Origin of the sequence: Pseudomonas tremae (assembly GCF_023278125.1) — a bacterium.
GTDB classification, from domain to species: Bacteria; Pseudomonadota; Gammaproteobacteria; order Pseudomonadales; family Pseudomonadaceae; genus Aquipseudomonas; species Aquipseudomonas tremae.
The window spans coordinates 710,001-726,047 of record NZ_CP066270.1 but is presented as its reverse complement, the minus strand read 5'-3'; the positions used below and the strand labels follow the sequence as shown (position 1 = coordinate 726,047).

Genomic DNA, 16,047 nt, shown 5'->3' with positions numbered 1-16,047 from the left:
TCCTGTGCCCAGTCAAGACAAAGCCCCGGCCGCCTCGCCCGGCAACCTGCACGAAATGTGCGGGTTGCCGGAAGAAAATGCCGAGGCTTTGGTCTTAGTTACCGCTGGAGTTCAACGCTTCCGTCAGGGCAGCTTCAACTTCACTTGCACTGACTCGGGTCGGTTTGTCCATTTCACGACGACGCTTGCGCTCGCTGTGATAAGCCAGACCGGTACCGGCCGGGATCAGACGACCCACAACCACGTTTTCTTTCAGGCCACGCAGGTAGTCGCGCTTGCCTGTCACAGCCGCTTCGGTCAGTACACGGGTTGTCTCCTGGAAGGAGGCCGCGGAGATGAACGACTCGGTGGACAACGATGCCTTGGTGATACCCAGCAACACGCGAGTGAATTTGGAAACAAACTTGTCGTCTGCGCCCAAACGCTCGTTTTCTACCAGGACGTGAGTCAATTCCATCTGGTCGCCCTTGATGAAACTGGAATCGCCGGATTCGGCAATCTCAACTTTACGCAACATCTGACGCAGAATGGTCTCGATGTGCTTGTCGTTGATCTTCACGCCTTGCAGACGGTATACGTCTTGAATCTCGTTGACGATGTACTTGGCCAGCGCACTGACACCCAGCAAACGCAGGATATCGTGTGGATCGCTAGGACCGTCGGAGATAACTTCGCCGCGGTTCACTTGTTCGCCTTCGAAGACGTTCAGGTGACGCCACTTCGGAATCAGCTCTTCGTACGGATCGCTACCGTCGTTCGGGGTAATGACCAGACGACGCTTGCCTTTGGTCTCTTTACCGAATGCGATGGTACCGCTGACTTCTGCAAGGATCGACGCCTCTTTCGGACGACGTGCTTCGAAAAGGTCGGCAACACGCGGCAGACCACCGGTGATGTCACGTGTCTTCGAAGTCTCTTGCGGAATACGAGCGATAACATCACCGATCGCGATCTGCGCACCGTCAGCTACACCAACCAGGGCGTTAGCCGGCAGGAAGTACTGAGCCGGTACGTCAGTACCTGGCAGCAGCAGATCCTTGCCATCCAGACCTACCATCTTCACAGCAGGACGAATGTCCTTGCCAGCGGCCGGGCGGTCTTTTGCGTCGAGCACTTCGATGTTGGTCATACCGGTCAATTCGTCTGTCTGACGCTTGATCGTGATGCCCTCTTCCATGCCAACGTAGGTAACAGTACCTTTCATCTCGGTGACGATTGGGTGGGTGTGCGGATCCCACTTGGCCACGATCGAACCAGCGTCGACCTTGTCGCCTTCCTTCACCGAAATCACTGCACCGTAAGGCAGTTTGTAACGTTCGCGCTCGCGACCGAAGTCATCGGCGATTGCCAGCTCACCAGAGCGGGATACCGCTACCAGATGACCGTCGACACGCTCGACGTGCTTCAGGTTGTGAAGACGGACGGTACCGCCATTCTTGACCTGAACGCTGTCGGCTGCCGAAGTCCGGCTTGCCGCACCACCAATGTGGAACGTACGCATTGTCAGCTGTGTACCCGGCTCACCGATGGACTGTGCAGCAATTACGCCGACAGCTTCACCAATGTTGACCTGGTGACCACGAGCCAGGTCGCGACCGTAGCACTTGGCGCAGATGCCGTAGCGGGTTTCACAGCTGATTGGCGAGCGAACGATCACTTCGTCGATGCTGTTCAGCTCGATGAACTCGACCCACTTCTCGTCGACCAACGTACCTGCAGGCACGATGACTTCTTCGGTACCCGGCTTGAATACGTCGCGGGCGATCACTCGACCCAATACGCGTTCACCCAGCGGCTCTACAACGTCCCCGCCTTCAATATGCGGAGTCATCAGCAAGCCATGCTCGGTACCGCAATCCACTTCGGTAACTACCAGATCCTGAGCCACGTCTACCAGACGGCGAGTCAGATAACCGGAGTTAGCGGTTTTGAGTGCAGTATCCGCAAGCCCCTTACGAGCACCGTGAGTGGAGATGAAGTACTGAAGTACGCTCAAACCTTCACGGAAGTTCGCAGTAATCGGCGTTTCGATGATGGAGCCATCAGGCTTGGCCATCAAACCACGCATACCGGCCAGCTGACGAATCTGGGCAGCAGAACCACGCGCGCCGGAGTCAGCCATCATGTACATCGAGTTGAAGGATTCCTGATCAACTTCGACGCCGTGACGATCGATAACACGCTCTTTGGACAGGTTCGACATCATCGCTTTCGAGACTTCGTCGTTCGCCTTGGACCAAAGGTCGATTACCTTGTTGTACTTCTCGCCCTGAGTAACCAGGCCCGATGCGTACTGGCTTTCGATCTCTTTAACTTCTTCGGTGGCCGCGTCGATGATGCGAGCTTTCTCATCAGGGATAACGAAGTCGTTAACGCCGATGGAAACACCCGAAATGGTCGAGTAGGCAAAACCGGTGTACATCAACTGGTCAGCGAAGATAACGGTCTCTTTCAAACCAACCACGCGGTAGCACTGGTTGATCAGTTTGGAGATCGCCTTTTTCTTCATAGGCTGGTTGACGACGTCGTAGGACAGGCCGGCCGGAACCACCTGGAACAGCAGCGCACGGCCAACAGTAGTGTCGACGATACGAGTGTTCTTGACGCTGCCACCATCACGGTCGTTGACCGTTTCGTGGATACGAACCTTGACCTTGGCGTGCAGAGCCGCTTCGCCGGCGCGGAATACGCGGTCGACCTCCTGCAGATCCGCAAACACACGACCTTCGCCCTTGGCGTTGATCGCTTCGCGAGTCATGTAATACAGACCCAGTACAACGTCCTGCGAAGGAACGATGATTGGCTCACCGTTGGCTGGCGACAGAATGTTGTTGGTCGACATCATGAGCGCGCGCGCTTCGAGCTGAGCTTCCAGCGTCAAAGGCACGTGAACAGCCATCTGGTCGCCGTCGAAGTCGGCGTTGTACGCAGCACAGACCAGCGGGTGCAGCTGAATAGCCTTACCTTCGATCAGAACCGGTTCAAATGCCTGGATGCCCAGACGGTGAAGCGTAGGCGCACGGTTCAGAAGCACCGGGTGTTCGCGAATGACTTCAGCAAGAACGTCCCAGACCTCTGGCAGCTCGCGCTCAACCATTTTCTTGGCAGCTTTGATGGTCGTGGCCAGGCCACGCATTTCCAGCTTGCCGAAAATGAACGGCTTGAACAGCTCGAGAGCCATTTTCTTCGGCAGACCGCACTGGTGCAGACGCAGGGTCGGACCTACGGTAATTACCGAACGACCCGAGTAGTCAACACGCTTACCGAGCAAGTTCTGACGGAAACGACCCTGCTTACCCTTGATCATGTCAGCCAGGGATTTCAGAGGGCGCTTGTTCGAACCGGTGATTGCACGACCACGACGACCGTTGTCGAGCAGTGCATCGACTGCTTCCTGCAACATACGCTTTTCGTTGCGCACGATGATGTCAGGAGCAGACAGATCCAGCAGACGCTTCAGACGGTTGTTACGGTTGATCACTCGACGATACAGATCGTTGAGGTCGGAGGTCGCGAAACGACCACCGTCAAGCGGAACCAGAGGACGCAGATCTGGCGGCAGAACCGGCAGAACGGTCAGCACCATCCATTCAGGAAGGTTGCCGGAACCCTGGAACGCTTCCATCAGCTTCAGACGCTTGGACAGCTTCTTGATCTTGGTCTCGGAATTGGTTTGCGGAATTTCTTCACGCAGACGGCCGATTTCGTGCTCAAGATCGATAGCGTGCAGCAGTTCGCGGACAGCTTCGGCACCCATACGGGCGTCGAAATCATCACCGAACTCTTCGAGCGCTTCGAAATACTGCTCGTCGTTCAGCAGCTGACCCTTTTCGAGGGTGGTCATGCCTGGATCGATAACGACATAGCTCTCGAAGTAGAGAACGCGTTCGATATCACGCAGGGTCATGTCCATCAGCAAGCCGATACGGGACGGCAGCGATTTCAGGAACCAGATGTGGGCAACTGGCGAAGCCAGTTCGATGTGGGCCATGCGCTCACGACGAACCTTGGCCAAGGCCACTTCAACACCGCATTTTTCGCAGATGACACCACGGTGCTTCAGGCGCTTGTACTTACCGCACAGGCACTCGTAATCTTTTACCGGGCCAAAGATCTTGGCGCAGAACAGACCATCACGCTCAGGCTTGAACGTACGGTAGTTGATGGTTTCCGGCTTTTTAACTTCACCGAACGACCAAGAGCGGATCATCTCAGGCGATGCAAGTCCGATACGGATTGCGTCGAACTCTTCGACTTGACCCTGGTTTTTCAGCAAATTCAGTAGGTCTTTCAAGGCTTTCCTCCTGGCGGAGCAGGGGAGCAGGCAATACCGCCCTGCCCCCGATTCGCGTCACGTGTTATTCGGTTTCCAGATCGATATCGATACCGAGCGAACGAATTTCTTTGATCAACACGTTGAAAGACTCGGGCATGCCCGGCTCCATACGGTGATCGCCGTCCACGATGTTTTTGTACATCTTGGTACGACCGTTCACATCGTCCGACTTCACTGTGAGCATTTCTTGCAGAGTGTACGCCGCGCCGTATGCTTCCAGCGCCCACACTTCCATCTCCCCGAAACGCTGACCACCGAACTGTGCCTTACCACCCAGCGGCTGCTGGGTAACCAGGCTGTAAGAACCAGTGGAACGCGCGTGCATCTTGTCGTCCACCAAGTGGTTCAGCTTCAGCATGTACATGTAGCCGACCGTTACCGGGCGCTCAAACTTGTTGCCAGTACGACCGTCGAACAGCTGCATCTGGCCGCTTTCCGGCATATCTGCCAGTTTGAGCATTGCCTTGATTTCGCTTTCCTTGGCACCGTCGAAAACCGGGGTAGCCATCGGTACGCCGTTACGCAGGTTCTTCGCGAGGTCCAGAATCTCATTGTCGGTGAGGTCTTCCAGGGTTTCCTGACGACCGCCGATTTCGTTATAGATCTCGTTAAGGAACTTGCGCAGCTCAGCCACTTTACGCTGCTCTTCGAGCATGCGGTTGATCTTCTCGCCCAGACCTTTGGCCGCGAGGCCAAGGTGAGTTTCGAGAATCTGACCAACGTTCATACGCGAAGGTACGCCCAGCGGGTTGAGGACGATGTCCACCGGCGTGCCATTGGCATCGTGCGGCATGTCTTCAACCGGCATGATCACGGAGACCACACCCTTGTTACCGTGACGACCGGCCATCTTGTCGCCCGGCTGGATGCGACGACGGATTGCCAGGTAGACCTTGACGATTTTCAGAACGCCTGGAGCCAGGTCATCGCCCTGCTGCAGTTTGCGTTTCTTGTCTTCGAACTTGTCATCCAGAAGACGGCGACGATCAACGATGTAGGCCTGAGCCTTTTCAAGCTGCTCGTTCAGAGCGTCTTCAGCCATGCGCAGTTTGAACCACTGACCATGCTCAAGACCATCGAGTACTTCGTTAGTGATTTCCTGACCTTTCTTGAGGCCAGCACCGCCTTCCGCTACACGACCCACCAGCGCAGAACGCAGACGCTCGAAAGTAGCGCCTTCGACAATACGGAACTCTTCGTTCAGGTCCTTGCGGATCTCGTCGAGTTGCGACTTCTCGATGGACAGGGCACGTGCGTCACGCTCGACGCCATCACGGGTGAAGACCTGAACGTCAATGACTGTACCTTTGGTGCCGGTTGGCACGCGCAGGGAAGTGTCTTTAACGTCGCTGGCCTTCTCACCGAAGATCGCGCGCAACAGTTTTTCTTCCGGAGTCAGCTGGGTCTCGCCTTTCGGAGTGACTTTACCGACCAGGATGTCGCCAGCGCCAACTTCGGCACCTACGTAAACGATACCTGCTTCATCCAGCTTGTTCAGAGCAGCTTCACCCACGTTAGGGATGTCAGCTGTGATTTCCTCAGGCCCAAGCTTGGTGTCACGAGCCACACAGGTCAGTTCCTGAATGTGGATCGTGGTGAAGCGGTCTTCCTGAACAACGCGCTCGGAAAGACAGATGGAGTCTTCGAAGTTGAAACCGTTCCAGGCCATGAACGCGATGCGCATGTTCTGACCCAGCGCCAGTTCACCCATATCGGTGGACGGGCCGTCAGCCATGATGTCGCTACGCTGAACGCGATCGCCCTTGCTGACCAGCGGACGCTGGTTGATGCAGGTGTTCTGGTTGGAGCGGGTGTATTTGGTCAGGTTGTAGATGTCTACACCCGCCTCACCTGTTTCAACTTCGTCATCGGCAACGCGAACCACGATACGACTGGCATCAACCGAATCGATCACACCACCACGACGAGCCACGACGCAAACGCCGGAGTCGCGTGCAACGTTGCGCTCCATGCCAGTACCAACCAGCGGCTTGTCGGCACGCAAGGTCGGTACAGCCTGACGCTGCATGTTCGAACCCATCAACGCACGGTTGGCGTCATCGTGCTCGAGGAACGGAATCAACGAAGCGGCTACCGAAACAACCTGCTTGGGCGAAACGTCCATCAGGGTGACATCGGCTGGCGCCTTGACGGTGAACTCGTTCAAGTGACGCACGGCAACCAGCTCGTCGATCAGCTCTTGCTTGTCGTTCATTGCGGCCGAAGCCTGTGCAATGACGTGGTCAGCTTCTTCGATTGCCGAAAGGAAAACGATCTCTTCGGTGACCAGACCTTCCTTGACCACACGGTACGGGCTTTCAAGGAAGCCGTACTGGTTGGTGCGGGCATAGGCTGCCAGGGAGTTGATCAGGCCGATGTTCGGACCTTCCGGCGTTTCGATAGGGCACACGCGACCGTAGTGAGTCGGGTGAACGTCTCGAACTTCAAAACCAGCACGCTCACGAGTCAAACCACCAGGGCCGAGTGCAGAAACACGGCGCTTGTGGGTGATCTCGGAAAGCGGGTTGTTCTGGTCCATGAACTGGGAAAGCTGGCTGGAACCAAAGAATTCCTTGACCGCCGCCGCAACAGGCTTGGCGTTGATCAGGTCCTGAGGCATCAGGCCTTCGCTTTCTGCCATAGACAGACGTTCTTTAACCGCACGCTCGACACGGACCAGACCTACGCGGAACTGGTTCTCGGCCATCTCGCCTACGCAACGAACACGACGGTTACCGAGGTGGTCGATGTCATCGACGATGCCTTTGCCGTTACGGATGTCAACGAGGGTCTTGAGGACCGCAACGATGTCTTCCTTGCACAGCACGCCCGAACCTTCGATTTCGGTGCGACCGATACGACGGTTGAACTTCATACGACCTACAGCAGACAGGTCATAACGCTCAGGGCTGAAGAACAGGTTGTTGAACAGCGTTTCAGCTGCATCCTTGGTAGGCGGCTCGCCAGGACGCATCATGCGATAGATCTCGACCAAGGCTTCCAGCTGGTTGCTGGTGGAGTCGATCTTCAATGTGTCGGAGACGAACGGACCACAGTCGATGTCGTTGGTGTACAACGTCTCGATACGGACAACCTGAGCCTTGGCGATCTTGCCCAGGATTTCAGTGTTCAGTTCGGTGTTGCATTCAGCAATGATCTCACCAGTGGCCGGATGCACAATGACCTTGGCAGTCGTACGACCCAGGACGTAGTCCAGAGGTACTTCCAGCTCTTTGATCCCGGCTTTTTCCAGCTGATTGATGTGACGGGCAGTGATACGGCGACCCTGCTCGACAATGACCTTGCCTTTGTCGTCCAGGATGTCCAGAACGGCAATTTCACCACGCAGGCGCTGAGGCACCAGCTCCAGGCTGAGGTTTTCACCGCGCACATGGAATACGTTGGTGGTATAGAAAGCATCGAGCACTTGCTCGGTGGTGTAACCCAGAGCGCGCAGAAGTACGGACGCAGGCAGCTTGCGACGACGGTCGATACGGACGAATACGCAGTCTTTCGGATCGAACTCGAAGTCCAGCCACGAACCGCGGTAAGGAATGATACGCGCGGAGTAAAGCAGCTTACCGGAGCTGTGAGTCTTGCCACGGTCGTGGTCGAAGAATACGCCAGGCGAACGGTGAAGCTGAGACACGATAACGCGCTCGGTGCCGTTGATTACAAAGGTACCGTTTTCAGTCATCAGGGGAATTTCACCCATGTAGACTTCTTGCTCTTTGATGTCCTTGATCGCTTTGTTCGACGATTCTTTGTCGAAAATGATCAGACGGACCTTGACTCGCAGAGGTACAGCGTAAGTCACACCGCGCAGCACGCATTCCTTGACATCAAATGCCGGTTCGCCCAAGCGATAACCTACATACTCCAGCGCAGCATTGCCGGAGTAGCTGATGATCGGGAAAACGGATTTGAAGGCTGCATGCAGACCGACGTCGCGGAACTGATCTTTGGTCGCTCCCGCCTGCAGGAATTCGCGATACGAATCCAGCTGGATGGCCAAGAGATACGGCACATCCATTACGTCCGGCAACTTGCTAAAGTCCTTGCGGATACGTTTTTTCTCAGTATATGAGTAAGCCATCAGCGTTCCCCAGCTTGGTCACCTGCTTGTTTGGCTCCCTCCCGACGGAAGCAGCCAGAAAATCTTGCAAACCCCTTGGTTTGCGCCACCGCCATCGGTGGATACCACACGCTATAAACGTTGACCGCGCCAATCGTCTATAACGGAAAAAGGCCGGTGGCAAAAGCCACCAGCCATCAGCCTTTCGCTAAACGCGTGGGCTGGACACTCAAAATCGATGCTTATTTCAGCTCGACTTTAGCGCCTGCTTCTTCCAGAGTAGCTTTGGCTTTGTCAGCTGCGTCTTTGGCAACAGCTTCCAGAACGATGCCTGGAGCGCCGTCAACGACTGCCTTGGCTTCTTTCAAGCCCAGACCGGTCAGCTCACGTACTGCCTTGATCACGTTAACTTTCTTCTCGCCAGCTTCCAGCAGCATGACGTTGAATTCAGTTTGTTCTTCAACAACAGCAGCAGCAGCGGCTGGACCAGCAGAACCGGCAGCAGCAGTAACGCCGAACTTCTCTTCGAATGCCTTGATCAGTTCTACAACCTGAATAACGGACATTTCAGCTACGGCGTTAAGGATATCGTCTTGAGAGATAGACATGACTCAATTTCCTGAATTGGGGGACGGCCTACGCGACCATCAAAATAAACAAAAATACGCGAAAAGATCTGACTCAGCCTTAAGCTGCAGCTGCTTCTTTTTGGTCGCGAACAGCCGCCAGAGTACGAGCCAATTTGCTGGTAGCGCCTTGAATCACGCTCATCAGCTGAGAAATTGCTTCGTTACGGGTCGGCAAGGTTGCCAGTACGTCGATCTGATTAGCTGCGAGGAACTTGCCCTCGAACGCAGCTGCCTTGATCTCGAACTTGTCCTGACCTTTCGCGAATTCCTTGAACAAACGGGCAGCAGCGCCAGGATGTTCGTTGGAGAACGCGATCAAGGTCGGGCCGGTGAACACGTCGTTGAGGACACTGAATTCAGTGTCAGCAACAGCGCGCTTGAGCAGGGTGTTACGTACAACGCGTACGTAAACGCCAGCTTCACGAGCCTCTTTACGGAGTCCGGTCATTGCGCTAACCGTCACACCACGGGCATCAGCCACGACAGCGGACAGACCAGCTTTGGCAGCCTCGTTGACTTCAGCGACGATGGCCTTCTTGTCTTCGAGTTTAATTGCCACGGGTTTAACTCCTGCTTGTTACCGTTTCATCCGACCGAAGCCAGATGTCGTTTTGGTGTCTGATTCGGTAAGGAACCGGGAGCACCATCTGCGTAGGCTTGTGGTTTAAGACTTGCGTCGCCTACGGTCTTGGATAGCCCCCGCCATGCAGGGACCCCAATCTTTCAAACAGCGCGGCAAACAACACCGCGCCATTCTGTCTTACGCTTCCAGAGAACCTTGGTCGATGACCAGGCCTGGGCCCATGGTGGTGCTCAGGGTGATGCGCTTGACGTAAATACCTTTCGAGGAAGCAGGCTTGATACGCTTCAGATCAGCGATCAGGGCTTCAACGTTTTCCTTCAGCTTGACAGCGTCGAAACCGACCTTGCCAACCGAAGTGTGAATGATGCCGTTTTTGTCGGTGCGATAACGAACCTGACCGGCCTTGGCGTTCTTGACGGCGTTAGCGACGTCAGGAGTAACGGTGCCGACTTTAGGGTTAGGCATCAGGCCACGAGGACCGAGAACCTGACCCAGCTGGCCAACAACACGCATTGCATCAGGAGAAGCAATAACGACGTCGTAGTTCAGATCGCCCGCTTTCATTTCAGCAGCCAGATCGTCCATACCAACGCGATCAGCGCCTGCAGCCAGAGCAGCTTCAGCAGCCGGGCCCTGGGTGAAAACTGCAACGCGTACAGTTTTACCGGTGCCGTGCGGCAGGACGGTAGCGCTACGAACAACCTGGTCGGATTTACGAGGATCAACACCCAGGTTGACAGCGACGTCGATGGACTCGCTGAACTTGACAGTCGACAGCTCAGTGAGCAGCGCAGCGGCGTCTACGAAATTGTAAGACTTGCCAGCTTCGATTTTTTCGGCGATTGCCTTTTGACGCTTGGTCAGCTTAGCCATTACACACCCTCCACGTTAAGGCCCATGCTACGAGCGGAACCGGCGATGGTACGCACGGCCGCTTCCATGTCAGCTGCAGTCAGATCCGCATTTTTTGCTTTAGCGATATCTTCCAGCTGAGCACGAGTCACGGTGCCAACTTTAACGGTGTTCGGGCGAGCCGAGCCGCTGGTCAAGCCTGCAGCTTTCTTCAGCAGAACCGATGCAGGGGTACTTTTTGTTTCGAAGGTGAAGCTACGGTCGCTGTATACAGTGATGATCACTGGAGTCGGCAAGCCTGGCTCGATACCCTGGGTACGGGCGTTGAACGCTTTGCAGAATTCCATGATGTTCACACCGTGCTGACCCAAAGCAGGACCAACTGGCGGGCTTGGGTTAGCCTGAGCGGCTTTCACTTGCAGCTTGATGTACGCGGTTATCTTCTTGGCCATGAGGCACTCCAATTACGGGTTCAAGCGCCAAAAAGGCTCCCCGGTTACTTACACGTATATCCCAGTGACGAAAAAACCCCACAGCCTATAAGCTGCGGGGTATGGGATTTCAGCTCAGCTAGACCTTTTCGACCTGGCTAAACTCTAGCTCTACCGGAGTAGAGCGTCCGAAAATGAGCACCGCCACCTGAATACGGCTCTTTTCGTAGTTAACTTCTTCAACCGTACCGTTGAAATCGGCGAACGGACCGTCGGTGACGCGAACAACCTCACCCGGCTCGAACAGCGTTTTCGGCTTCGGCTTGTCGCTACCGTCAGCGACACGACGCAGAATCGCTTCCGCTTCCTTGTCGGTGATCGGTGCCGGTTTATCGGCAGTACCGCCGATGAAACCCATGACACGAGGAGTGTCCTTGACCAAGTGCCAAGTACCCTCATTCATATCCATCTGTACAAGCACATAACCAGGGAAGAACTTGCGTTCGCTTTTGCGCTTCTGGCCATTACGCATTTCAACCACTTCTTCAGTGGGAACCAGAATTTCGCCGAAGCCATCTTCCATGCCTGCCAGCTTCACACGCTCGACCAACGAGCGCATGACATGCTTCTCGTAACCCGAGTAAGCATGCACTACGTACCAACGCTTAGCCACGGGACACCCTTAGCCAACTATCAAGGAAACAAGCCAGCCGAGCAGGGAATCTAGCCCCCACAGCAGCAACGCCATAACCAGCACAACAGCCACAACGATCAACGTGGTTTGCGTGGTTTCTTGGCGAGTAGGCCAAACGACTTTACGGATCTCTGCACGGGCTTCTTTCGCCAAAACGAAGAAAGCCTTACCTTTGCCAGTCTGCAGCGCTACAAAAGCAGCAGCAGCGGCAATCACAAGGAGAGCAAGAACGCGGTACAGGATCGGCTCAGCAGAGTAGTACTGATTACCGACAACACCCACGACAACCAAAACGACTACCAGGAGCCACTTCAGCAAGTCAAAGCGAGAGTCTGATGCTTCAGCCTTGGGATTCATCTACGGAGATCCTGTGAAAAGAAAGCCAGATTACATCTAGGAAATCTGGCAGGTCAGGAGGGAATCGAACCCCCAACCTACGGTTTTGGAGACCGTCGCTCTGCCAATTGAGCTACTGACCTAAAAGCAAAATCAGGCCGAACATTATGCTGACCTGACGAGAGTTTTTCAATGCCTTATTCAGGATTAACCTGCCCCAAAAGCAGAATCCAAACAAGACATCAGGCGGACCAACACAACCGAACCACCTAAAACAAAGGCAGATATTTTCATATCTGCCTTTAGCAATGGAGCTCTTGAGCGGATTCGAACCGCTGACCTCACCCTTACCAAGGGTGTGCTCTACCAACTGAGCTACAAGAGCAAATCACAATGCATAAGCTGCAAGCTTGGAGCGGGTAGCGGGAATCGAACCCGCATCATCAGCTTGGAAGGCTGAGGTTCTACCACTAAACTATACCCGCGCAATTTGCAGCTTGCGCTAAATCTGGTGGAGGGGGAAGGATTCGAACCTTCGAAGTCGTAGACGTCAGATTTACAGTCTGATCCCTTTGGCCGCTCGGGAACCCCTCCTAAGCGAGGCAGCATTCTCAACTCATGCCGCCCTTCTGTCAACCTTTTTCTCAGTAAAAACCTGAGGTTACATGCGTTGACTACTGCAGCTTCGTTAATGAGACTTTCACCTCACTGCGAAGCGGGCGCCATTCTATGCAAACTACTCAGCAGTTGCAATGCCCTCACATGACATTATTTGATTTTTTAACAGGGGAAAATCCTGGCTCAACCGGCTGATTGTATCTGCCTCTACAAGACGCCGACTTTCCGGGGTGATTTTTAACCAGTACACCGTAGAACCACCCGACTGAACGGGCCGAAACTGCGATTGAATATCAAGGCTATTCAGTCGCTGCTCGACCAGACGAGCCTCTTCCTGCCTGGCGAAGCCACCCACATACAGACATTTTGCTTCGGGACTACCTACTGCCTTGCCTCCCTCCGACTCACTCAGTAGTCGAATATCCTGCCGTGGGGCGCTATGCAATGATAAGGGCATGACCTCTTTTGCCCTGAGAGGAGCCTCTTGCTGGTGCCATACGTAATAAAGGCCGTTTAGCATCAAAAGGAGAAGAAATAACCAACGCATAAGTACCTCAGCGCAAAGGGCAAGCGAGAGCCAGGCCAACAAACACCAGATCCGGAACAATTCGAGCCTCTGGCAACACATCTGCAACCAGCGCAGCATCACCTCCAGTCACGAAGATAACAAAGTCAGCCCCCCAGTAGCCGCGTGCGATTTCGATCTGCGTCAAAGCGAACCCTCGGAGCATCAGAGAACAACCGCGCTCCACCGCTTCCGCTGTGGCACGTCCGGGCACCCTATGAGCGAGAGCCTTTTCGGCCTCGACATCGTCATAGCGGATACGGCGAGTATGCGTACGCAATTGATTGCGCATCAGAGGCATGCCTGGGCAGATGAACCCGCCAAGATGGCCTCCTGTAGCATCGACGAAATCAGAGGTCACTGCAGTCCCCAGATCAATCACCAGGCATGCGCGACGAACGAGATGATAGGCGCCCACCAAAGCTAACCAGCGATCCAGACCCAGACGCCCGAAATCTTCATAGCCGTTGATCACACCCGCAAGCTGGCGCGCCGGAGCAGCGCACACGGGCGTTACCGAGAAGGCATCGATCAGCAGCGCAACAAGCTTCGCCGTTTCGTCTGCGCTACGAACACTGACCAGGCGGCACTGATTGAACGGCACCCCAGGAAGCTTGCCGAGACTCTCAAGCAAGGCAGCGTCCGAGTCCACTACACCGCCACCGACCATCACTGCGTGATCGCTGGTCGTTATCCGCCATTTGATGAAGCTGTTGCCGCAATCGAGCTCAAGAATCATCACGCAACCTCAGGCTGAGCTCGCCACCGCTAAAGCTTTTTTCTATACCACTGACTTCCAAGCGTAATGCTCCAAGCGAGTCGATTCCCAATACCACCCCCTCAACGGCCCCCACGCCAGAGAGCAATGTGACCTTCGCGCCCTGCCAGAGATGACCTCGCTCCCACTCCTCCCGGAAAGCAGCAAAACCCTCTTTACGATGCACAGCCAGCAGCGCATTCAATTGGCTGCTTATTCGAGCGGCAATATCGTTTCGATCTACAAAGCGCCCTGTCTCCAACCGTACAGATGTCCACTGCTGATCAACCTCGGCAGAAGCCCGCATATTGACGTTGACCCCTATGCCGATGACCACGTGACACACATCTGCCGGGTCACCGATAAGTTCTAGAAGTATGCCGGCTATCTTTTGTCTTCCCACAAGCACATCGTTAGGCCATTTGAGGCCGGCACCATGAACTCCAATGTCACGCAGGACATTCATCACAGCGAGCCCTACCAGCAAGCTGAGGCCTTCAAGCTGGCGCATACCACCGTCAATTCGCAAGACCAGGCTGTAGTATAGATTTTCAGCGAATGGACTTACCCATTTGCGGCCTCGCCGCCCCCTTCCGGAGGTCTGCCGTTCCGTAAGAACAAGCAAGGGCATGGAAACGTCTTGACCAATCAGCCTTACTGCTTCGGCATTGGTGGAGTCAATTGAGTCATAAGTCTGGACAGACCAGTCGGCAGGGAGGCCCGCTTTCTCTATAGCGGAGGGACTTAGAAGAGAGATGGGCGTCGCAAGTCGATACCCACGGCCTCGCACTTTGTGAACTGCAATACCGAGATCGGCCTCAACCTGCTGCAGCTGCTTCCAGACGGCGCTGCGACTCACCCCCAAGGTCTTGCCCAGAGCCTGGCCGGAATGAAATGCACCATCAGCAAGAAGCGTTAACAAAGTCAGCATTTAAATTCGCCCGGCAGTAAGGCACGCATCATAGCCACGCAATGACATGATGCATAGAAACGAAAACGTGTTTTCAAAGCAGAAATGGCGAACGCCATAAAAACAAAAACCCTCAACGCATAAGCGATGAGGGTTTCTGGAATTCAATCTTGACGATGACCTACTCTCACATGGGGAAACCCCACACTACCATCGGCGATACATCGTTTCACTACTGAGTTCGGGATGGGATCAGGTGGTTCCAATGCTCTATGGTCGTCAAGAAATTCGGGTACCGAGTCGTGCCATACGGCGCGCTTCAGCAAATCGGGTATGTGACAGTCAGTTATTCAGGTGTCGCTTGTGACGCAAACTTTCGGTTCGTGTCATCTTCACAGTCACCGCAATCTGGTCATTCGACGCAAATTGCTTGGGTGTTATATGGTCAAGCCTCACGGGCAATTAGTATTGGTTAGCTCAACGCCTCACAGCGCTTACACACCCAACCTATCAACGTCGTAGTCTTCGACGGCCCTTCAGGGAACTCAAGGTTCCAGTGAGATCTCATCTTGAGGCAAGTTTCCCGCTTAGATGCTTTCAGCGGTTATCTTTTCCGAACATAGCTACCCGGCAATGCCACTGGCGTGACAACCGGAACACCAGAGGTTCGTCCACTCCGGTCCTCTCGTACTAGGAGCAGCCCCTCTCAAATCTCAAACGTCCACGGCAGATAGGGACCGAACTGTCTCACGACGTTCTAAACCCAGCTCGCGTACCACTTTAAATGGCGAACAGCCATACCCTTGGGACCGGCTTCAGCCCCAGGATGTGATGAGCCGACATCGAGGTGCCAAACACCGCCGTCGATATGAACTCTTGGGCGGTATCAGCCTGTTATCCCCGGAGTACCTTTTATCCGTTGAGCGATGGCCCTTCCATACAGAACCACCGGATCACTAAGACCTACTTTCGTACCTGCTCGACGTGTCTGTCTCGCAGTCAAGCGCGCTTTTGCCTTTATACTCTACGACCGATTTCCGACCGGTCTGAGCGCACCTTCGTACTCCTCCGTTACTCTTTAGGAGGAGACCGCCCCAGTCAAACTACCCACCATACACTGTCCTCGATCCGGATAACGGACCTGAGTTAGAACCTCAAAGTTGCCAGGGTGGTATTTCAAGGTTGGCTCCACGCGAACTGGCGTCCACGCTTCAAAGCCTCCCACCTATCCTACACAAGCAAATTCAAAGTCCAGTGCAAA

The 16,047-nt window shown here is 54.7% G+C and carries 11 protein-coding genes, 4 tRNA genes and 2 rRNA genes (1 of these 17 cut by a window edge); all 17 read right to left on the bottom strand.

The genetic code is table 11. From position 1 onward, the window contains the following. Positions 1 to 94: 94 nt before the first annotated feature. On the bottom strand, positions 95 to 4,294 hold the full coding sequence (gene rpoC / locus I9H09_RS03245; RefSeq protein WP_005887076.1) for a DNA-directed RNA polymerase subunit beta': 4,200 nt from the start codon (positions 4,292 to 4,294) through the stop codon (positions 95 to 97). A 64-nt stretch (positions 4,295 to 4,358) separates the two neighbouring features. Next, positions 4,359 to 8,432, bottom strand: a complete 4,074-nt coding sequence (rpoB, locus tag I9H09_RS03240; RefSeq protein WP_005887074.1) for a DNA-directed RNA polymerase subunit beta — start codon at positions 8,430 to 8,432, stop codon at positions 4,359 to 4,361. A 221-nt stretch (positions 8,433 to 8,653) separates the two neighbouring features. Then, on the bottom strand, positions 8,654 to 9,019 hold the full coding sequence (gene rplL, locus I9H09_RS03235; RefSeq protein ID WP_005768921.1) for a 50S ribosomal protein L7/L12: 366 nt from the start codon (positions 9,017 to 9,019) through the stop codon (positions 8,654 to 8,656). 79 nt (positions 9,020 to 9,098) lie between these two features. Next, complete coding sequence (rplJ, locus tag I9H09_RS03230; protein WP_005887072.1) at positions 9,099 to 9,599, bottom strand: 50S ribosomal protein L10; 501 nt, start codon at positions 9,597 to 9,599, stop codon at positions 9,099 to 9,101. 201 nt (positions 9,600 to 9,800) lie between these two features. Continuing rightward, a complete protein-coding gene (gene rplA, locus I9H09_RS03225; RefSeq protein ID WP_003400443.1) occupies positions 9,801 to 10,496 on the bottom strand; it encodes a 50S ribosomal protein L1 in 696 nt (231 codons plus the stop codon). After that, complete coding sequence (rplK, locus tag I9H09_RS03220) at positions 10,496 to 10,927, bottom strand: 50S ribosomal protein L11 (RefSeq protein WP_002555500.1); 432 nt, start codon at positions 10,925 to 10,927, stop codon at positions 10,496 to 10,498. The genes rplA and rplK overlap by 1 nt, the downstream gene beginning before the upstream one ends. A gap of 118 nt (positions 10,928 to 11,045) precedes the next feature. Then, the gene (nusG, locus tag I9H09_RS03215) at positions 11,046 to 11,579 is read right to left on the bottom strand and encodes a transcription termination/antitermination protein NusG (RefSeq protein ID WP_003186097.1); all 534 of its coding nucleotides are present in this window, start codon (positions 11,577 to 11,579) and stop codon (positions 11,046 to 11,048) included. Positions 11,580 to 11,588: 9 nt separating this feature from the next. Beyond that, a complete protein-coding gene (secE, locus tag I9H09_RS03210) occupies positions 11,589 to 11,957 on the bottom strand; it encodes a preprotein translocase subunit SecE (protein WP_005887064.1) in 369 nt (122 codons plus the stop codon). 46 nt (positions 11,958 to 12,003) lie between these two features. Then, positions 12,004 to 12,079: transfer RNA gene (locus I9H09_RS03205), tRNA-Trp, on the bottom strand. Positions 12,080 to 12,245: 166 nt separating this feature from the next. Beyond that, positions 12,246 to 12,321 (bottom strand) — tRNA-Thr (locus I9H09_RS03200). 26 nt (positions 12,322 to 12,347) lie between these two features. Further along, a tRNA-Gly gene (locus I9H09_RS03195) sits at positions 12,348 to 12,421 on the bottom strand. A gap of 24 nt (positions 12,422 to 12,445) precedes the next feature. Continuing rightward, a tRNA-Tyr gene (locus I9H09_RS03190) sits at positions 12,446 to 12,530 on the bottom strand. Positions 12,531 to 12,672: 142 nt separating this feature from the next. Beyond that, positions 12,673 to 13,101 carry a hypothetical protein gene (locus I9H09_RS03185; protein ID WP_005887062.1) on the bottom strand — a complete coding sequence of 143 codons (429 nt, stop codon included), beginning with the start codon at positions 13,099 to 13,101 and terminating at the stop codon, positions 12,673 to 12,675. A 7-nt stretch (positions 13,102 to 13,108) separates the two neighbouring features. Beyond that, positions 13,109 to 13,858: a pantothenate kinase gene (locus I9H09_RS03180; protein WP_054997914.1), complete on the bottom strand. Its 750-nt coding sequence runs from the start codon at positions 13,856 to 13,858 to the stop codon at positions 13,109 to 13,111. After that, entirely contained in the window at positions 13,848 to 14,807 is a 960-nt protein-coding gene (gene birA, locus I9H09_RS03175) for a bifunctional biotin--[acetyl-CoA-carboxylase] ligase/biotin operon repressor BirA (protein ID WP_122347372.1), read from the bottom strand. The genes I9H09_RS03180 and birA overlap by 11 nt, the downstream gene beginning before the upstream one ends. Before the next feature lie 147 nt (positions 14,808 to 14,954). Continuing rightward, positions 14,955 to 15,070 (bottom strand): 5S ribosomal RNA (rrf, locus tag I9H09_RS03170). A gap of 157 nt (positions 15,071 to 15,227) precedes the next feature. Beyond that, a 23S ribosomal RNA gene (locus tag I9H09_RS03165) occupies positions 15,228 to 16,047 on the bottom strand; it runs 2,074 nt beyond the window's last position.

Bases quoted from the DNA above. Each gene is read 5' to 3' on its own strand.
- birA (WP_122347372.1), bottom strand. From the start codon at position 14,807: ATGCTGACTTTGTTAACGCTTCTTGCTGATGGTGCATTTCATTCCGGC.
- rplA (WP_003400443.1), bottom strand. From the start codon at position 10,496: ATGGCTAAGCTGACCAAGCGTCAAAAGGCAATCGCCGAAAAAATCGAA.
- rplK (WP_002555500.1), bottom strand. From the start codon at position 10,927: ATGGCCAAGAAGATAACCGCGTACATCAAGCTGCAAGTGAAAGCCGCT.
- rplL (WP_005768921.1), bottom strand. From the start codon at position 9,019: ATGTCTATCTCTCAAGACGATATCCTTAACGCCGTAGCTGAAATGTCC.
- I9H09_RS03185 (WP_005887062.1), bottom strand. From the start codon at position 13,101: ATGCGTTGGTTATTTCTTCTCCTTTTGATGCTAAACGGCCTTTATTAC.
- secE (WP_005887064.1), bottom strand. From the start codon at position 11,957: ATGAATCCCAAGGCTGAAGCATCAGACTCTCGCTTTGACTTGCTGAAG.
- rpoB (WP_005887074.1), bottom strand. From the start codon at position 8,432: ATGGCTTACTCATATACTGAGAAAAAACGTATCCGCAAGGACTTTAGC.
- I9H09_RS03180 (WP_054997914.1), bottom strand. From the start codon at position 13,858: ATGATTCTTGAGCTCGATTGCGGCAACAGCTTCATCAAATGGCGGATA.